This window comes from Motilimonas thetidivivens (assembly GCF_046452435.1).
Classification (GTDB): Bacteria; Pseudomonadota; Gammaproteobacteria; order Enterobacterales; family CBDFNC01; genus Motilimonas.
This window is the reverse complement of the sequence record NZ_JBKFDK010000014.1, coordinates 98,000-116,260: the sequence shown is the minus strand read 5'-3', so window position 1 is coordinate 116,260 and position 18,261 is coordinate 98,000. Positions and strand designations below refer to the sequence as shown.

Genomic DNA, 18,261 nt, shown 5'->3' with positions numbered 1-18,261 from the left:
TTATTTGAAGAAGCCCTTACAGCAATGTAAGGGCTTTTTTACGTCTGTAGAAAAACCAAACAGATGCCAAGAGCAAGCTCCGGTCCTAAAAGGATCTATTTATCATCGTGCTCAAAATAGTAGCTGGTTCTTACTCTGGGGTTTAGATACTCATGGACATTGGCAGGCAAGCTTTGCGGTTTGATCACCTTTTCAATGGTAAGTTCGGCTGCCTCCAGATCTATGATGGGGGCTTCGGTACGAGGAACAGCAGGATCAAACACGAGTACTTTAGGGAATAGCAGTCGATCGGATGCGACGGACATCACCATGCCAATTTGACCGCTAGAAAGTTGTACTACACTGCCGGGTGGATAAATACCGAGTAGTTTGATTAATCGGCCTAAATAATCTTTATTGAATTCCTTAGCCTGTTGTTTAAACATGATAGACAAGGCTTGGTATGGAATTTTCGCCTGCTTAATATTAGTTGGGTGGCAAATATTGTCATAGCGATTCACCACTGCAACTATTTGGGCTAGCTTATCGATTTGATTAAGTTTTAGTTTGGCTGGATAGCCACTGCCATCTGCGGCTTCATGATGCTGTAAAATAATGGTTTTAGCCGCTTCGGGAAAGTCCTCAACTAGCTTCAGTAGATCGATGGCATAGTTACAATGCATTTGATAAAGGTGCTTTTCTGCAGCTGAAAGTGGAGCTACAGCTCGAACGATTTTCGATGGCAGCTTAATTGTGCCTATGTCGTGGAACAGAGAGCCAAGACCTAGCATTTTTATCTCTTCCAGCGTGCAACCTGACGCCTTGCCTAGCATCATACTTAACACACTAACATTTAAAGAATGATAATAAAGCGCTTCGGTTTCTTTAGACTCACTCATTAAGTGCAACACAGAGTTATCTGTACTCATTAAGGATTCTGCCATCGACTCAATTAATTCCGTCGCTTCAGTGATGGCATTGAGGGGGCGGTTAAGAATTTTTCCCATCACAGAGCGTACTTGCGACATGCTCTTGGTAAACTCTTTTTCGCATTTCTGTAATTTGCGGCGATAGTCTTTGAGCTCTTCAATACGATCTTGCTTTTGCTGCCATAGTTCTAGCTCTAACGCTTTGGTGGTATCAGCTTGTTCATGTGATGCGACGGGAATGGGGGTATCAACAGCTAGGGGCAGATTATCGGATTTATCCGGTACGATAGTGACGTGTTTAAGCCCAAGGTTGCGGATCACCTCGATCTGCTCTTGCGACTTAATTTTAAAATTACTAAACAAAAAGGGATGGTCGCCCCAATTTACAGGGAGCTTAACGTAATTACCTAATTGTAATCGGTTCACCGATATTTTGAGTTCCGCCATATGATCCTTGGCAACGAAGCTAATGTTATAACTTTAGCATATAGCAACTCCTAGCTGACAAGCCAACTTCTTTTATGTAGACTTCTGGAAGTCTAGACATTTTTGGAGAAAACCATGCCTATTCGTATTCCAGACGCTTTACCTGCGGTTGACGTGTTAAGATCTGAAAATATCTTTGTAATGCCAGAATCGAAAGCGATACATCAAGATATCCGTCCGCTTAAGGTATTGATTTTAAATTTAATGCCAAAGAAAATTGAAACCGAGACGCAATTGATGCGTTTGCTTTCAAATACGCCACTACAAGTTGATATTGAGCTGGTACGGGTAGATGCGCGGGCTTCGAAAAATACCCCAAAAGAGCATTTAGACGCGTTTTATCAAGATTTTGATCGTGTTAAGAACCAGAAATGGGATGGTTTCATCATTACCGGTGCTCCTTTGGGCACGGTTCCGTTTGAAGATGTTTACTACTGGGATAAGTTTGTCGAGATTGTAGAGTGGTCGAAACATAACGTGACCTCGACACTATTTCTATGTTGGGCTGCGCAGGCGGCATTAAACGTTTTATATGGATTGAAAAAAGAATCCCACGAGGCTAAATACTCAGGGGTGTTTGAGCATCAAACTTTCAATCAGCAGCACCCTTTAGTGCGCGGCTTTGATGATTTCTTCCAAGCGCCTTTGTCTCGTTACGCTAAGTTTTGTCCAGAGACCATCGCTAAGCATACCGACTTGAATATTTTTGCAAACTCAGCAGAAGCAGGTGTCTATCTGGCTGCAACCACAGATTGTCGCCAAGTCTATATCACGGGCCATCCCGAATATGACTCTGATACCTTGCATCAGGAATACGTGCGCGATGTTAATGAGGGGCTAAACCCTAATGTACCAGTAAACTATTATGCCAATGGTGATCCAGAGCAGCCACCAAGAGCAACTTGGCGCAGCCATGGTAATTTACTCTATAGCAACTGGTTGAATTACTGCGTTTATCAAGAAACGCCTTATGATTTAGACCAACTTGGACGTAGCGAATAAGCCAACTAAGCACTGACCAAAGGTGTTTTGCTAAACCCTTAACTCAGCACAAATATGATACAATCGCGACAATTATGACCGCGGCACAGGCAGTAGAAGCAATGGAAAATAAAAAGCAGTTATTGGAAGCACAATTAGCCAAGCGAATTTTGCTAATTGACGGTGGTATGGGAACAGAGATCCAGTCCTATAAACTGGAAGAAGCCGACTATCGCGGCGAACGTTTTGCTGATTGGCATTGCGATGTTAAAGGTAACAACGACCTGCTGGTATTGACTAAGCCACAGTTGATTGCAGACATTCACAAGGCTTACCTTGATGCTGGCGCGCACATTCTAGAAACCAATACCTTTAACGCCACCACCATTGCGATGGCGGATTACGACATGGAATCGTTATCCGCAGAAATCAACTATGAAGCGGCTAAGATAGCGCGCCAAGTTGCTGATGCAAAAACGGCTGAAGATCCATCCAATCCAAGATTTGTGGCGGGCGTATTAGGCCCAACTAACCGCACCGCTTCTATTTCGCCAGATGTAAACGACCCAAGCTTTCGTAACATTACCTTTGATCAGCTGGTTGAGGCCTACCGCGAGTCAACCAAGGCACTGATTGAAGGTGGCTCGGACATCATTTTGATTGAAACCATCTTTGATACGTTAAATGCCAAAGCAGCGGCATTCGCAGTAGAAAGCGTATTTGACGATTTCGGTTTCACTTTACCCGTGATGATTTCCGGTACCATTACCGACGCGTCGGGACGTACTTTATCGGGGCAAACCACCGAAGCGTTTTATAACTCGCTACGTCATGTTAAGCCTATTTCCTTTGGCTTGAACTGTGCCTTAGGCCCTGATGAGCTGCGTACCTATGTGCAAGAATTGTCTCGTATTTGTGAAACCTACGTGTCGGCACACCCCAATGCGGGATTACCGAACGCGTTTGGTGAATATGATCTTGAAGCCGATGAGATGGCGGTGCATATCAAGGAATGGGCCGAGCAAGGCTTTTTAAACTTGGTGGGTGGCTGTTGTGGTACCACACCTGCTCATATTAGAGCCATGGCCAAGGCGGTTGAAGGGGTAAAACCGCGTGAGTTGCCTGAAATCGAAGTTGCGTGTCGCTTAAGTGGTTTAGAGCCCCTTAATATCTTCCCAGAAACCTTATTCCAAAACGTCGGTGAACGAACCAACGTAACTGGTTCGGCGCGTTTTAAGCGTCTGATTAAAGAGGAGCAGTACGACACCGCACTCGAAGTGGCACAGCAACAAGTGGAAGCAGGCGCACAAATCATCGATATCAACATGGACGAAGGCATGTTGGATTCGTTGCACTGTATGGAAAAATTCCTGCATTTATGTGCCACCGAGCCAGAAATTTCGAAAGTGCCGATCATGATCGACTCATCGAAATGGGAGATCTTAGAAGCTGGTCTGAAATGTGTACAAGGTAAAGGCATCGTTAACTCCATCAGTATGAAGGAGGGTAAGGAAAACTTTATCAAGCAAGCTAAGCTGATCCGTCGCTACGGTGCAGCCGTGATCGTGATGGCCTTTGATGAAGTTGGCCAAGCCGATACCCGTGAACGTAAGTTTGAAATCTGTCAGAAGTCATATCGCATTCTGGTTGATGAAGTGGGCTTCCCACCGGAAGACATCATCTTTGACCCCAACATCTTTGCGGTAGCAACCGGTATTGAAGAGCACAACAACTACGCGGTGGACTTCATCAATGCGGTTAAAGATATTAAAGATAACCTGCCGCACGCGATGATTTCCGGTGGTGTGTCTAACGTGTCGTTCTCGTTCCGTGGTAACAACCCAGTGCGCGAAGCAATCCACGCCGTATTCCTTTATTACTGTATTAAAAACGGCATGGACATGGGTATCGTTAACGCCGGCCAGCTAGCGATTTACGACGATATTCCAGCCGAGCTAAAAGAAAAAGTGGAAGCCGTGGTGCTTAACACCCACCCTGGCGCCACCGAAGAATTACTGGATATTGCTGGAAAATACGCCGAATCTGGCGCGGAAGCGGAAGATCCTAAAGCGGCAGAATGGCGCAGCTGGTCTGTTAACAAGCGTCTTGAGCACGCCCTCGTTAAAGGCATTACTGAGTTTATCGAAGAAGACACCGAAGAAGCGCGAGCCAATGCCGAGCGTCCATTGCATGTGATCGAAGGGCCATTAATGGACGGCATGAACGTGGTCGGGGATTTATTCGGCGCCGGTAAAATGTTCCTACCTCAGGTAGTTAAATCGGCGCGGGTAATGAAGCGTGCTGTTGCTTACTTGCAGCCTTTTATCGAAGCAGAAAAGGGTGAAGGAGCGCAAACGGCGGGCAAGGTAGTAATGGCGACCGTAAAAGGCGACGTGCACGATATCGGTAAAAATATTGTTGGCGTTGTGTTGCAATGTAATAACTATGAAATTATTGATTTAGGCGTGATGGTGCCGTGCGACAAGATCCTAAAAGTGGCCAAAGAAGAAAACGCCGACATGATAGGTTTGTCAGGCCTGATCACCCCATCACTCGATGAGATGGTGCATGTCGCTAAAGAGATGCAACGCCAAGGCTTTACCATCCCCTTACTGATTGGTGGTGCAACCACCTCTAAGGCGCATACCGCGGTTAAAATAGAACAAAACTATGACCATCCAGTGGTGTATGTGCCGAATGCCTCTCGCGCGGTGGGTGTTTGTCAAACCTTACTCAGTGAAGATGGCAAGCCTGCTTTTGTTGAGCGTCTCAATAAAGAGTACGAAACCGTACGCGAGCAACATGCGCGTAAAAAACCGCGCACGCCGCCGGTGACATTAGCCGAAGCGCGCGCTAATGGCTTAGCGCTTGATTGGGATAGCTACACACCGCCTGCGCCTTTGCAGCCGGGCATTCATAAATTTGAAAACTTTTCGATTAAAGAGATTCGTGAATTTATCGACTGGACGCCGTTTTTTATGACTTGGTCGCTGGCGGGTAAATACCCTCGCATCCTTGAAGATGAAGTGGTTGGCGAAGAAGCCAAGCGTCTGTTTAAGGATGCCAATGCCATGCTGGATGAGCTTGAAGCCAGCGGCAAGGTACAAGCGGCCGGTATTTTGGGCATTTTCCCAGCTAACCGCGTGGGTGATGATCTTGAAGTTTATACCGATGAATCTCGTAGCCAAGTGCTAACCACCTTATGTGGCTTGCGTCAGCAAACTAAAAAAGGTGAAGGCTTTGCTAACAACTGTCTATCTGACTTTGTGGCGCCGAAAACGTCGGGTAAAGCCGACTATGTTGGTGCCTTTGCGGTCACCGGTGGTATTGGTGAGTCAGATTTAATCGAGGCGTACAAGGCTAATCATGATGACTATAACGCCATCATGATGTCGTCTGTGTGTGACCGATTGGCAGAAGGCTTTGCGGAATTGCTGCATCAAAAAGTGCGTAAAGAAATTTGGGGCTATGCACCCGATGAAAACCTAGCCAACGAAGATTTAATTCGTGAAAAGTACCAAGGCATTCGTCCTGCGCCGGGTTACCCTGCCTGTCCTGAGCACACCGAAAAAGGTGAAATTTGGAAGCTGCTTGACGTTGAAAACGAAATTGGTATGAAACTAACCGAAAGCTACGCTATGTGGCCGGGAGCTGCGGTTTCAGGTTGGTACTTCTCTCATCCAGAAAGTAAGTACTTTGCCGTGGCGCAAATCCAGCAGGATCAAGTTGAAGATTATGCCAAACGTAAAGGCATGACCTTGGCCGAAGCAGAGCGCTGGTTAGCACCGAATTTGGGTTATAACCCAGACGCTTAGTGCAAGCGATGCAATGACCTCCCCGAAGCCGCTTTTTCAAGCGGCTTTTTTGTGCCTTCTGTTAGCTGACAGCTATGCTTAGTAACAAAGCATTATGTTTTGGCTGAATATGTTGGGCGTAATTTGGGTAATGGTGGGTTTATGGCGATGAAAAAATGGTGTTGTCAGATTTGTGGTTTTATTTACGATGAAGCCAAAGGTCGGCCCGAAGATGGCATCGTTGCTGGGACAACTTGGCAAGATGTACCAAATGATTGGACGTGTCCAGATTGTGGTGCCGATAAAGCCAGTTTTGATATGCAGGTGATGAGTTAATTGGGCTTGCTTATGAGCAACTTTGCTTTGCAACGATTACACGCTTCGATATTTGTGCTTGGCTGTGCTTTGCTTCCCGCTTGCGGTGGCCCAACGGCGAAAGAGCATCAAGCACAAGCAAATTTGTATATTGAGCAGCAAGATTGGCCAAGTGCGGCTTATCATTTAAAACAAAGCATCCGCCAAGATGATAAAAACGCAGCGACTCGACTGCAGCTTGGTTTGCTGTATTTGGCTGATTATCAGCTGGATGCCGCGGTGAAAGAATTACGTGTTGCGAATCATTTGGGTAGCGAGGAAGCGCGAGTTGCCCTTGCCAGCGCCTACAGTTGGCAAGGCAACTATGAGCCGATCACGCGCTTGAATGTAGCCCCCAGTCTGACTTTTGAGCAGCAAGCTGAATTGCTGATGTACCACATTGAAGCCGCTCTCGCATTACAGCAACAGTCAGTACTGGATTGGTATAGTAAACTGGCCGCGGTCGCGCCCAAGAGCCTCTATCATCACGTTGCCAAAGCGATGATATTGTTGTCTGAAGCGCAACCCGAAGCCGCGTTAGGCTGGCTTGAACAAGCATTAGCGGTGCAGGCAGACGACCAGAGAAGTTTGTGGTTACAAACAAAGACGCTATATACCTTAAAGCGTTACAATGAGGCTAACAGGTCGTTACAACAGCTACTAACCATAGCACCTGATCGGGTCAGTTATTATTTATTGGCAGTCGATATTGCTTTTGCAATGGCCGATTTACCTGCTGCCCAACGCTATATTGCCGAGGTTCAAAAGCGCGATCCTAAGCAGCCTCAACATATCTTTAATCAAGCTTATCTCGCATTGCAGCAACAAGACTTCAATCTTGCATTGCGCTTAAGTGAGCAAATTCTTGCGCAAGGCGAAAGTTATCCGGCACGCTTGGTTAACGGCATTAGTCATTACTACTTGGGTAACTGGGAGCAAGCTTATGGTCAACTGCAAAAAACGGTTGATACCTTTCCCAACCAGCATGTAGTGCAACAGTTGCTAGCCGATACGCTCATGAAACTGGGCAAGCTAGAACAATCAGCCTTAATTCTAGAGCGAGCTCAGTGGCAACAAGTGGCTCAATTACCGCTGTTGCTGTCTCTTTCCTCAGCATTAATCGAGCAAGGGAGCGGCGTAACCGGCCAGCGTTTACTGGAAAAAGCGAATAGGCTGGTTGAAACTGAGCAAAACAGCGCCAATAAGGCGGTGGTTAAGCTGTTGCAAGGAGACCTAGAGCAAGGCATTGCAGCGCTCGAGTCAAGTGAGTTACAAGGCTCGGAGCAAGGCCAACAATTGTTATTTGATACATACCTAAAGGCTGAGCAATGGCACCAAGCCCAAGCTATTGTTGATGCGGTCACCTCGGGTAATCAACTACAAGGTTATACCTTATTCACACGGTTGAAGTTGGCGCAGCAGCAGCCCCTGCTAGCGGAGCAAAGTTTGCAAGCCGCCTTTGAGCAAACATCACAGCCTGCCTTATTGTATTTACTTGCACTGAGCCAACACGCCCAAGGCAAGTGGCACGGTGCACAGGCCAGCTTGGAGCGTTTGGCTAACCTAGCGCCAATAGACCAAAAGGCATTGAGCTTATGGGTAGATATCGACTTGCAACTGCAACAACCTGAGCAAGCGATGCAGCGTTTACTTGCAACCGCTAATCAACCGCTTTCCTTGTCCAATCAATGGACCTTAATTCGGCTCAGTATTTTACAACAGCAGGCCGAGTCAGCATTAAGTCAATTAGCTGGGTTATCGAGTACACATCAAGCCAGTGCCGAAGGATTATGGTTAAGTGCGCTGGCACATGTGCAGTTAGGTCATTGGTCTCAGGCGGAACAACATTTGCACAATTTATTGGCTAGCCATACGTTGCAGCAAAAATACCTCGCCTTACTTGCCCATATTAAACTTCGCCAGCAGGCCTACGAGGATCTGCTTGCCAGCTTGTTGCAATACCCACTCGATCAAAATGGCTGGTATAGCGAGCTGGTGGTGCGATTGCATATTCAGCTCGGCCATTGGCGTGATGTCGAGCTATCTTTGGCACGTGCCGATGGGTTAACGCCGTTACAAAAGTCAGAGTTAAATGCTTATCTTGCACTCACTCGAGGTGAACTAAGCCGAGCAAATTCGGCGATCCAATCCCAGCTCGCGGCGGGCACTTGGCAACCGGCTTTAATCGATTTAGCTTACATCTATGCTATTGGGCAACCGGTTAAGGCGGAAAAGTTAATCACTAACGGTTCAGGGAATTTTGCTGATCAGCCCGATTTATTGGAGGCGCATGCGCAGCTAGCATGGCAACGAGGCGATACTACTAAAGCACAACAAAACTGGCAGCGTTTGTTGCAACTTTATCCACAACATATCGTGGCGCTTAACAATCTCGCTTGGAGTTATAATCAACTCGGGCAAGTCAATATGGCCTTGCCCTTGATTCAACAGGCCTATCAGCTTGCCCCGCAAAACCACCAAGTTATTGATACCTATGCCACCGTGCTAATGGCGCAGTCGGATTATCAGCAAGCCATTAAGATGTTAGAGCAGATCTCTCCGTCCCAGAGAGAAGATGTAATCTGGTTACACTTAGCGCAAGGCTATCTAGGATTGGAAGATTACCAGCAGGCACAAGTTATTCTCCAGCGATTTTCGGGGCGAACCATGCAGCCTGCAATCAAAAAGCAAGCTAATGCATTGCAAGCTATTGTCCTGATGAATCAAGGTATCTAGGCGCTGAGCGTGCTCGAACTGTGGGTGTCAGGATCTTTTACACATCTGTTCAGCCGGAGCCGAAAAGCGGCGACCAATTTTCCTTAACCAGCTGAAATACAATCGATTTAAAAACTTGGCACCTTGTATGCAATTGGTAGGTTCAGAGGTTGTAGTTTGGCCTTTGAATCATCCTAAATACGAGGTGTAAAACCATGGACAAGTTTACTAAGAAAGCCCTCAATATTGCCCTTGCGGGAGCAGTGTTTGCAGGTATGTCACTTCCCGCTTACGCTGTTGGTGTGCTTGCCACATCAACCCTAGAATTGAAAAACCTACGCTTTCACGATGATAACGATGTAACATTTTCCAATCTTAATTTTGGACCAACGAACACCTCAGGCCCACTTCCTGCAGGTAGTAACACATCAGAAATTACTGCTACGCTAAATGGCGTAACCAAAGATGATGGTGGCATAGAAATAAAACCATTTGAGGTGCTTGCTGCTGGTGGCTCGATAGCTGCTCTCGAGATTGATTACGATCCAAATGATTACTGTGTTGGCTCTGGTTGTACCTTAGTCAATAACGATTTTAATACCACACAGATGAACTATCTGACTCGTGATCTTGTTAATCGCTCTTACTCCGACTCCCTTCTTTCAGGAACTGCTATTGACTATGATTTAAATGGTGATGGTGTAGTTAATAACGTAGGCGTGTTTATTGATCACGATAATGATCCTTTAACTCCAGATATTCAAGTATTTGACTATCTTACGACGGGTACTAATATCGGCGCTGAAAGCACAGTCGAGCTCATTTCTGATGGTTTAGGTTTTGCTAATGTAGGGACTGATTTAACCTCTGCCGTTACCTTTGTTTGGACCGGTCCAGATACGCTTTTCAATGTGACTTTTGAGGCCTCGTTGTTTGCGCAGTCCTTTGTTGACGTAATACCTAATGCACCAGAAAGCGCCAATACCGTTGTCAGCTTTAGCCAAACATTTGAGTTGGTGGATGAAGCAACTGGTGTCGGTATACTAACCTGGGCTGGTACAGAGCTTAATTTTTCTAACTCAAGAACAGATGGTGCACCGGGTGTTAGAACTGCTCAGTTTAACGATACTATTACTCTGAGCTCTAACGAATTTCTAGTTGCGGGTCGTGAATATAGCTTTCAAGCGACAACCGCTACGACAGCAACGGCATCGTTAAAAATACCTGAACCTGCTTCAGTGGCGTTATTCGGCCTAGGTCTATTGGGCTTATCGCAAATTCGTCGTAAAAAATAATCTCGATGCCAAGCACCTAATTCATTAGGTGCTTGGTTTTTTTGGGTTTGCCTAAGTTGTAAAAAAAGCTGACAGCCTAGCCTAAGGCTTGCGGCGCTGATTACTTAGATATTCGCTCTCTCCCTTGTTGATGACAAGTTGTGGTCATTATGAGTCAGTGAGGGTATCTAAGCAGTTATCTGTTTGATCAAGGATGGCAGCGAGTAACGTTAGTCAATGAAGCTATTCAGGGAAGTGCAGTATGAGTAACCTCAAGCGTGAGCTAATTCATCTACCCGGTATCAACTATCTAATACGCAAAGTGGTTTCATTTAAAGCCAGTCGAGAGGCGAATGAAATTGCCCACCATTTCGACGAATATCTCAAACCTCTGATAGCTCATGAGCCTGCCTTACGCGACGAGGTGCATAAAATACGTCATAACGTTTACTGTGAAGAACTGGCATTTGAACCTCCTAAGCCAGATGGCAAAGAGCAAGACGATTTTGACCCTTACTCCATCTTTTGCGTGATTGAGCATAAGGCGAGCCATCATTATGCGGGCTGTGTCCGCGTGGTGACACCGCAACAGCCCGATCAACTGTTGCCATTAGAAAAGTATTGTCAGGGAGCGATAACCGATCCGCACCTCAATCCGGCCAATTTCCCGCGTCACAAAATATGCGAAATTTCGCGACTTGCGGTGCCCGCTGAATTTCGTCGACGTAATGCAGATAAATTTGCTGGTGCTGAAACCGGTGCGGTTAATGAAGATACCTATTCCGAAACCGAACTACGCTGTTTTCCTTTTATTGCTATTGGTCTTTATCTGAGCGCAGCCTCAATTGTAATCAATCAAGACATAGAACATTGCTTTGTCATGATGGAGCCAAGGTTAGCGAGAAGTATGCGTTTTGTTGGGATTAAGTTTAAGCAGATTGGACCGACCGTGGAATACCATGGCAAACGCGCCCCTTATTACATTAACCCGGTATTATTTTTAAGAAATCTCTCGCCGGGTTTTAAATTATTACATTTGAACTTAGAAAAGGGGCTCGCCAAAGCCATGAAGCATTAGCCCACTATCGATCAAGCGAGGATTTATTTTGACTTAGTCGAGCGAAAGAGAGGGCCTTTAACTACACTCAAAAATACGGTTTAGGTGAGGAATAGCTTGATGAATGAGGAATTACTCCAAAAATACGCAGAGGTAGTAGGGACTGATAATCTACTTACTCAGCCTGAGCAGTTACAGCCTTATGAAACCGCAACCTATGAAACGACCGAAACGGTTAAGGCCGTGCTTAAACCCGAGTCAGCCGAACAAGTTCAAGCCCTTGTTAAGCTTGCCAATGAATTTAAAGATCCGCTTTACCCAATTAGTTCTGGTAAAAACTGGGGTTATGGTTCAGCGGTGCCCACGGCGGATGGCTGTACCATATTAGACTTGAGCCTGATGCGTAATATCGTTAAGTTTGATCCAGATTTGGCTTATGTCACAGTTGAGCCGGGTGTTACCCAAAAACAACTATACGATTTTTTACAGCAGCAGGGCGGGAAGCTGTGGATGGATGCCACCGGCTCATCGCAGGAGTGCAGCATTATTGGTAACACCATGGAGCGAGGGTTTGGTCATACCCCCTATGGCGACCACTTTGCTAATGTCAGTGGCCTTGAAGTTGTGTTAGCCAATGGTGAATGCTTTAAAACAGGCTTCGCTCGCTTTGCAAATGCACAAGCTGCCGAGGTTTATCATTGGGGTGTAGGTCCGTACCTTGATGGCCTATTTAGTCAGTCATCTTTTGCGGTAGTGACGCAAATGACGATTTGGTTGATGCCTAAACCGGCATATTTCCAAGCCTTCTTTTGCAGTGTTGATAAGGCTGATTTTGGCCCCATGGTTGATGCGTTACGGCCACTTCGGTTAGATGGCACCTTAAAAAGTGCTATGCATTTAGTGAACGGTGACAAAGTTGTGTCCGCTTTTGATCAGTATCCATGGCAAGCAATGGAGGAGGCCACCCCTTTATCTCGGGAGTGGTTGGCGCAGAGATTGAAACAGCTAGACGCAAAAGAATGGAATGCATCGGGAGCCTTATATGGCACTTGGCTAGAAGTTGCTGTGGCACGAAGGAAAATCAAACAAGCCCTTAAACATATTCCTTCCCATAAAATTAAGTTTCTTGATGATACTTTATTGCGAGTGGCGCGCTTGGTACAAACTCCCTATCAATGGGTAACGGGATTCGATCTTAAAGGGGCGCTTGATAAGAGTTTACCTGTTTATCATTTGAAACAAGGTGTACCCACCAATGCTTTTATTCCCAGTACCTATTGGCGTAAAAAACAGCCACCGCCTGAAATGGATGCGGCGCACCCTGACAGAGATAAGTGCGGTTTACTTTGGCTAGCGCCGGTCGCGCCTATGACAGGTGAGCATGCTACAAGGCTTGAACATTTGGTTTATAAATACTTGTTGGAGTACGGCTTTGAGCCTGCCATATCAATGACCTTGTTAACCGAGCGCTGTATAGATTGCGTTATCTGTATCACCTACGACAGAGAGAATGCCGAGCAAGAAAAACAAGCCTTGGCTTGTCATGACGCTTTATTCAGCGCGTTAACCAGTGAAGGTTACTTTCCCTATCGTCTTTCAACACGCGCAATGACTATGCTGCCAGCCGCTGCTGCTGGTTATTTACAAGTGGTGAGGGGAATTAAGCAAACCTTAGATCCAAATATGATTTTTTCACCGGGGCGTTATCAAGAGTAGGATTAATCAGTAAGGAAACAAACTATGAAACCTATTAGCACTTGGTTGAGTTACGTTATTTTTATCTGCATAGTGGGGTTACAAGGATGTGGTGAAGGTAGCATTGATGAGCAGGCCGCATTCCAGCAAGCTCAGTCTTACCAACAGCAAAATGATCATAAAAGCGCCATCATAGAATTGAAAAATGTGTTGAAGGTAAATCCACAACGCATTGAAGCCCAACAACTCCTGGCACAGTCTTATGAAACTATCGGCATGTACTTATTTGCCGAAAAAGAGTTAAGTAAGGTTGTGGCGCAGCAGGATACGCCCGAAAATCGCTTAGCGTTAGCTAAGGTATTACTGGTACTAGGCGACAATCAAAGGGTGGCTCAATTACTTGAACCTGTTGATATTTGGTCTGATGAAATAGCCGTCGACCGTTTTGCCTTGCAGGCCCAGCTTGCTTTGCTATCAGATCAGTTAACCAAGCAAGAGCAAAATGACCAAGCTTTGGCTTATTTAGCTCAAGCGCGTGAGTTGGAGAAAGTGACAGCGGAATTGCTGTTTGCCAGTGCCCTGCAAGCATTGGAGTTCGATGAACTAGATCAAGCTTTAACCAACCTAGATCAAGCCCTCAAGCAACAGCCTTTATTTGCTAAGGCGATGCAATTAAGAGGGAAAGTGTTGATGGCTAAGGAGGACTACCCCCAAGCGATTGAGCAATTTAAACAATTGGCTCAGCAACAGCACGCTAATCCCGATGTTTTGGTTAATTTGGCCCGTGCCTATCTCCTTGACGAGCAAGATGAATTGCTTGAGCAAACATTGGCAAAAATTCTTCAGGCTATACCCAATCATGTTGAAGCCAACTACCTTAAGGCCTATTTATTGCTCGAAGATAAGCAGTATCAAGCGGCTCTTGATATGGCAGATAAAGTGTTAGGTTTAGATGGCGCGCACATAGCTGCGCATTTTGTTGCGGCGACGTCTGCTTATTCATTAGAGCAATATGAAAAAGCGTTTGCGCACATCACTAAGGTCACCTACGCGTACCCCAATTACAGTGATGGCATTAAATTAAAGGCGGCTATCGAATTTAAGTTAGGTGACGAGCTTGCAGCCACCGAAACCTTGAGCGTGCTTAATTCATCTGACTTTAATCAACAAGATGCAAGCCTGCTCAAAGCCGCTGGCCAAGCCATGCTAAACAATAACGATTTCACTCTTTCTCGTCAGCTGTTTGCACAGGCTGCGCAGTTGGCGCAAGACGACCAGTCGCTTAGTTTACTCATGGCAAAAGCCGCTTTTTTACAACCCGACATAGAACAAGGTATAGCCCAGTTACAGGAGGTACAAAAGCAGCTACCAGAGCAAGCAGAGATAGAAGTAGCCTTGATCCTCAATTATTTGAAAAAACGAGATTATAACGAGGCATTGCAGCGAGCAGTGGCACTGCAAAAACGTCTGCCTGAGTCAGAGGTTGGTTGGTTATTGCAGGGGGCGGCCTATTTTCTCAATGAGCAGTTTGAGCCCGCTGAGCAAGCTTTCCTTCAAGCGCTGACTATTGCGCCGAATAATAAATCAGCGCTCTACAATTTGGCTGCGCTGGCATTAAAAAACAAAGACTACGCGCTGGCCAAACAGCGATATCAAGAGGTATTAGTACAAGATAAAACAGATCTAAGAAGCCTAATGCAATTACATTATTTAGCTATTAGGGCTGGCGAATTGGAGCAAGCTCTGGATTATTTGAATCAAGCCTTAAGTTATCACCCGGATAACTTAGAGGTGAATTTACCCATGATAGAGTACCTGTTTTTCAACAACCGGCCGCAGCAAGCGTTAGTCTTAGCAAATAACATGCTGGAAAAACACCCTCAGCCAACTCCCGCACAAGCCAAAATCTTATTTTATAGCGGGGTGCTGTTACAGCATTTCCAACAATGGGACTTAGCTAAGCAACGCTTGGAGGCCTTTACCGCTCGCTATCCGGCCAGCTATTTAGGGCATTTTCATTTGGCCTTTGCCTACGCGATGAGCGATGATTTAGCCGCGGCCAGACGTGAGTTAGATAAAGCACTACAAGCGAATGTTTTCTACCCACCCATGGCGATGTTGGATATTCGTTTGCTATTAAGCGAGCGAAAATATATTGAGACCCGTGAAGCGATTAACAGTTATCGCCAGCGTTTCCCTAACACGGCTATGGTAGATGAAATGCAAGCACGGTTGGAGTTGGCACAAGGCAATATTGCTGACTCTATCCGCTATTATGAGCGGGCACTGCAAGCTGCAGAGACTAACTTTTTATTAGTCCAGCTAGCTAACGCCCACTGGTCGATAGGAGAGGAGCAGCAAGCTATTAAGCTGCTATCGCAGTGGCTGGAGCGTTATCAGCAGGACGTGCTAGCGCTGCGAGTTCTATCTGACTATCAAATGTTGGCAGGCCTAGATCAAGCCGCGATTGCATCACTTGTTAGGCTAAGTGATTTGGTCGAGCCTGATTATCATATTGAAAATAATCTGGCGTGGTTATATCAAAAGCAAGGCAACTTCCCCCAAGCATTAAAGCATGCCCAATCAGCTCATGATATGGCTCCCAATAACCCCGGCGTGCTAGATACGCTTGCGGTCATTTTATTGCATCAAGGTGACGGCATAACCGCCGAGCGCTTGTTAACCCGAGCGGTGCAAGCCGCACCTGATAATCCCGAAATTCAACATCATTTAGCGCAGGCGATGATCAAAAACGGCAAAAAAGAAGAAGCTAAAGCGGTTCTGGAAAAGCTCATTGCTGATTTTGCCGATTATCCAGCTTTAACCGAAAGCAAGGCGTTATTGTCATCGCTGAGTTAACTTGCCCAACTCTGTCTATTGCGCCTAAGTTTTGTTAACTTAGGCGCCCTTATTTATAGCAAGTTAGGCGGCTGCTCTGACCCCCATTGTAATTTTGTTGGCTTACCTCGCCGATTTGATATTTGGTGATCCTCACCGCATCCCGCATCCAGTGCAAGGTATCGGCGCATTAATTAAGGGTGCCGAGTCAAGTTATGGCCGTTTAAATATCCCGCCTCGGCTTTACGGCGTTATTGCCAATTTATTGATCTTAATCGTGGTATTTGCAGTTAGCTTAACTCTGGCGCAGAGCCATTGGTTGCTTGAACTTTACCTGCTCTATACTTGCTTAGCTACGCGTAGCTTATGTCAGGAAGGCATTAAGGTTAGGCGGATTTTGCAGCAAGGAAACATGGCGCAGGCGCGGCAAGAGTTAAGCTATTTGGTTAGCCGAGATACGGATGAGATGGATCAGCAGCAGGTCATTCGCAGCACCATGGAAACCTTGTCAGAAAATATCGTCGATGCCATTACCGCGCCGCTATTTTATATTTTGTTGGGAGCAATTCTCAGTATTTGGTTGCCGGGCGCGACCGCCGCGCTGGTGACGACCTATAAGGCCATCAATACGTTTGACTCCATGTGGGGTTATAAGAATGAGCGCTATTTGGCCTTAGGCTGGTTTTCTGCGCGTTTAGATGATTGGGCCAATTGGTTACCTGCGCGTATCACAGGGGCCTTGGTCATCCCGATGGCGGCGTTTCTGTTGGGTTACGATTGGCGTGGTGCTTGGCGGATATTTTGGCGTGATCGACACAATCATGCCAGCCCAAACTCGGCGCATCCCGAAGCGGCTGTGGCGGGGGCTTTAGGCGTGCAATTTGGTGGTTTGACCTCGTATTTTGGCCAGCAGCAAGCTAAGCCAACCATAGGAGATAACCACCTCGCTTTTAAACTCGAGCACATTAAGCAAAACGTTGCCTTGGTCTATGTGAGTTCGTTGTTGAGTTTCGCATTGGTCATGGTCGGATTAGCTGTGTTTGTTGGATATTAAGTGTTTAGGGAGAGAGTATGAGCGAGCTACATGGAGGAAATGTACATCGTTTGATTCGTCAATACGGCGAGCAAGGTTGGCTCGATTTTAGTGCAAATATAAACCCGCTTGGTTTACCGTCAAGTGTTCGTCGTGCCTTAACCGAGCAACTGGATTGTTTAGTCCAATACCCCGATCCAGATTATGTGCAATTACGCCACTCCTTGGCCGAGTATTGCCAGCAACCAAGTCACAATATTATCCAAGGTAACGGCGCTACTGAGCTGATTTATTTGTATTTTAAAGCGTTATCGCCAAGTAAGGTGTTGATTATAGGCCCTACCTTTGCAGAGTATCAGCGGGCTGGTGAAGCGATTGGCGCTAAAGTTGATTATTGCCTGTTGCATGAGCAATGTCAGTTTAGTTTGTGCCTAGAGCAGGTTAGCGCCCAGCTGGCGAATAAACACTATGATGTGCTGGTGGTCTGCAATCCTAATAATCCAACGGGTCAGTTTATCGATTTAGAGCAAATGGCGCAGTTGGCCACATTGACCCAAAATCATGATTGCCGAATGCTGGTAGACGAAGCATTTATTGAATTTGTCGATAATGGTGAAGCGTGCAGTGTCGCTCGCTTAGGTTTGCCGCATGTTTTTGTTATCCGTGCCTTAACCAAATTTTTTGCCCTGCCTGGCATACGCCTTGGTTTTGCGATCTGTCATGAGCTTGCGTTAATTGAACGGATTGCACAAATACGCGAACCTTGGAGCGTGAATGCATTGGCCGAAGTGGCGGCGGTGACGGCAGTTGAAGATAGCGAGTATATTGAAGCTTCGCTGCAATGGTTAAATGCAGAGCGGGCGTTTTTAATGGCTGAATTAGCCCAGTTGCCGGGCTGGGTTGCTTATCCATCGCGGGTTAATTTTGTGCTTTGTAAATTACCTCCCATTTGGCAAGCAACAGCCCTGCGTGAAGTGCTGCTTAATCAAGGTATCGTTATTCGTAATGCCAGTAATTTTCATGGCCTAGATGAGTCTTACATTCGTCTAGCCATAAAAAGCCGCAGCGACAATCAGCGTTTGATTACTACGTTGCGGCAACTGAGCTTTTATGATGCTTAAGCAAT

General features: G+C 46.2%; 11 protein-coding genes. 10 read left to right on the top strand and 1 reads right to left on the bottom strand.

The genetic code is table 11. The annotated features are described in order from the left end of the window. Positions 1 to 95 precede the first annotated feature (95 nt). Positions 96 to 1,355: a cyclic di-GMP phosphodiesterase gene (locus tag ACK8OT_RS12155; protein ID WP_410196788.1), complete on the bottom strand. Its 1,260-nt coding sequence runs from the start codon at positions 1,353 to 1,355 to the stop codon at positions 96 to 98. Positions 1,356 to 1,469: 114 nt separating this feature from the next. Here ACK8OT_RS12155 and metA point away from each other — a divergent pair, with 114 nt between their 5' ends. The 10 genes from metA (at position 1,470) to cobD (ending at position 18,256) form a co-directional block, all read left to right on the top strand. Continuing rightward, on the top strand, positions 1,470 to 2,396 hold the full coding sequence (gene metA, locus ACK8OT_RS12150; protein ID WP_410196787.1) for a homoserine O-acetyltransferase MetA: 927 nt from the start codon (positions 1,470 to 1,472) through the stop codon (positions 2,394 to 2,396). Positions 2,397 to 2,497: 101 nt separating this feature from the next. Continuing rightward, entirely contained in the window at positions 2,498 to 6,190 is a 3,693-nt protein-coding gene (metH, locus tag ACK8OT_RS12145) for a methionine synthase (protein WP_410196786.1), read from the top strand. A gap of 99 nt (positions 6,191 to 6,289) precedes the next feature. After that, positions 6,290 to 6,505: a rubredoxin gene (locus ACK8OT_RS12140; protein ID WP_410196785.1), complete on the top strand. Its 216-nt coding sequence runs from the start codon at positions 6,290 to 6,292 to the stop codon at positions 6,503 to 6,505. A gap of 12 nt (positions 6,506 to 6,517) precedes the next feature. Next, entirely contained in the window at positions 6,518 to 9,259 is a 2,742-nt protein-coding gene (prsT, locus tag ACK8OT_RS12135) for an XrtA/PEP-CTERM system TPR-repeat protein PrsT (protein WP_410196784.1), read from the top strand. Positions 9,260 to 9,453: 194 nt separating this feature from the next. Further along, positions 9,454 to 10,533: an EDSAP-1 family PEP-CTERM protein gene (locus ACK8OT_RS12130; protein WP_410196783.1), complete on the top strand. Its 1,080-nt coding sequence runs from the start codon at positions 9,454 to 9,456 to the stop codon at positions 10,531 to 10,533. Between the two features lie 241 nt (positions 10,534 to 10,774). Then, positions 10,775 to 11,590 (top strand): PEP-CTERM/exosortase system-associated acyltransferase, encoded by an 816-nt coding sequence (locus tag ACK8OT_RS12125; RefSeq protein ID WP_410196782.1) that lies wholly within the window; start codon positions 10,775 to 10,777, stop codon positions 11,588 to 11,590. Positions 11,591 to 11,689: 99 nt separating this feature from the next. After that, positions 11,690 to 13,285 carry an FAD-binding oxidoreductase gene (locus ACK8OT_RS12120; RefSeq protein ID WP_410196781.1) on the top strand — a complete coding sequence of 532 codons (1,596 nt, stop codon included), beginning with the start codon at positions 11,690 to 11,692 and terminating at the stop codon, positions 13,283 to 13,285. A gap of 24 nt (positions 13,286 to 13,309) precedes the next feature. Next, positions 13,310 to 16,123, top strand: coding sequence for an XrtA/PEP-CTERM system TPR-repeat protein PrsT (gene prsT / locus ACK8OT_RS12115; RefSeq protein WP_410196780.1), 2,814 nt, complete (start codon positions 13,310 to 13,312; stop codon positions 16,121 to 16,123). Positions 16,124 to 16,199: 76 nt separating this feature from the next. Continuing rightward, positions 16,200 to 17,156 (top strand): adenosylcobinamide-phosphate synthase CbiB, encoded by a 957-nt coding sequence (gene cbiB, locus ACK8OT_RS12110; protein ID WP_410196789.1) that lies wholly within the window; start codon positions 16,200 to 16,202, stop codon positions 17,154 to 17,156. A gap of 17 nt (positions 17,157 to 17,173) precedes the next feature. Further along, positions 17,174 to 18,256, top strand: a complete 1,083-nt coding sequence (gene cobD / locus ACK8OT_RS12105) for a threonine-phosphate decarboxylase CobD (RefSeq protein ID WP_410196779.1) — start codon at positions 17,174 to 17,176, stop codon at positions 18,254 to 18,256. The last annotated feature ends 5 nt before the right edge of the window (positions 18,257 to 18,261 follow it).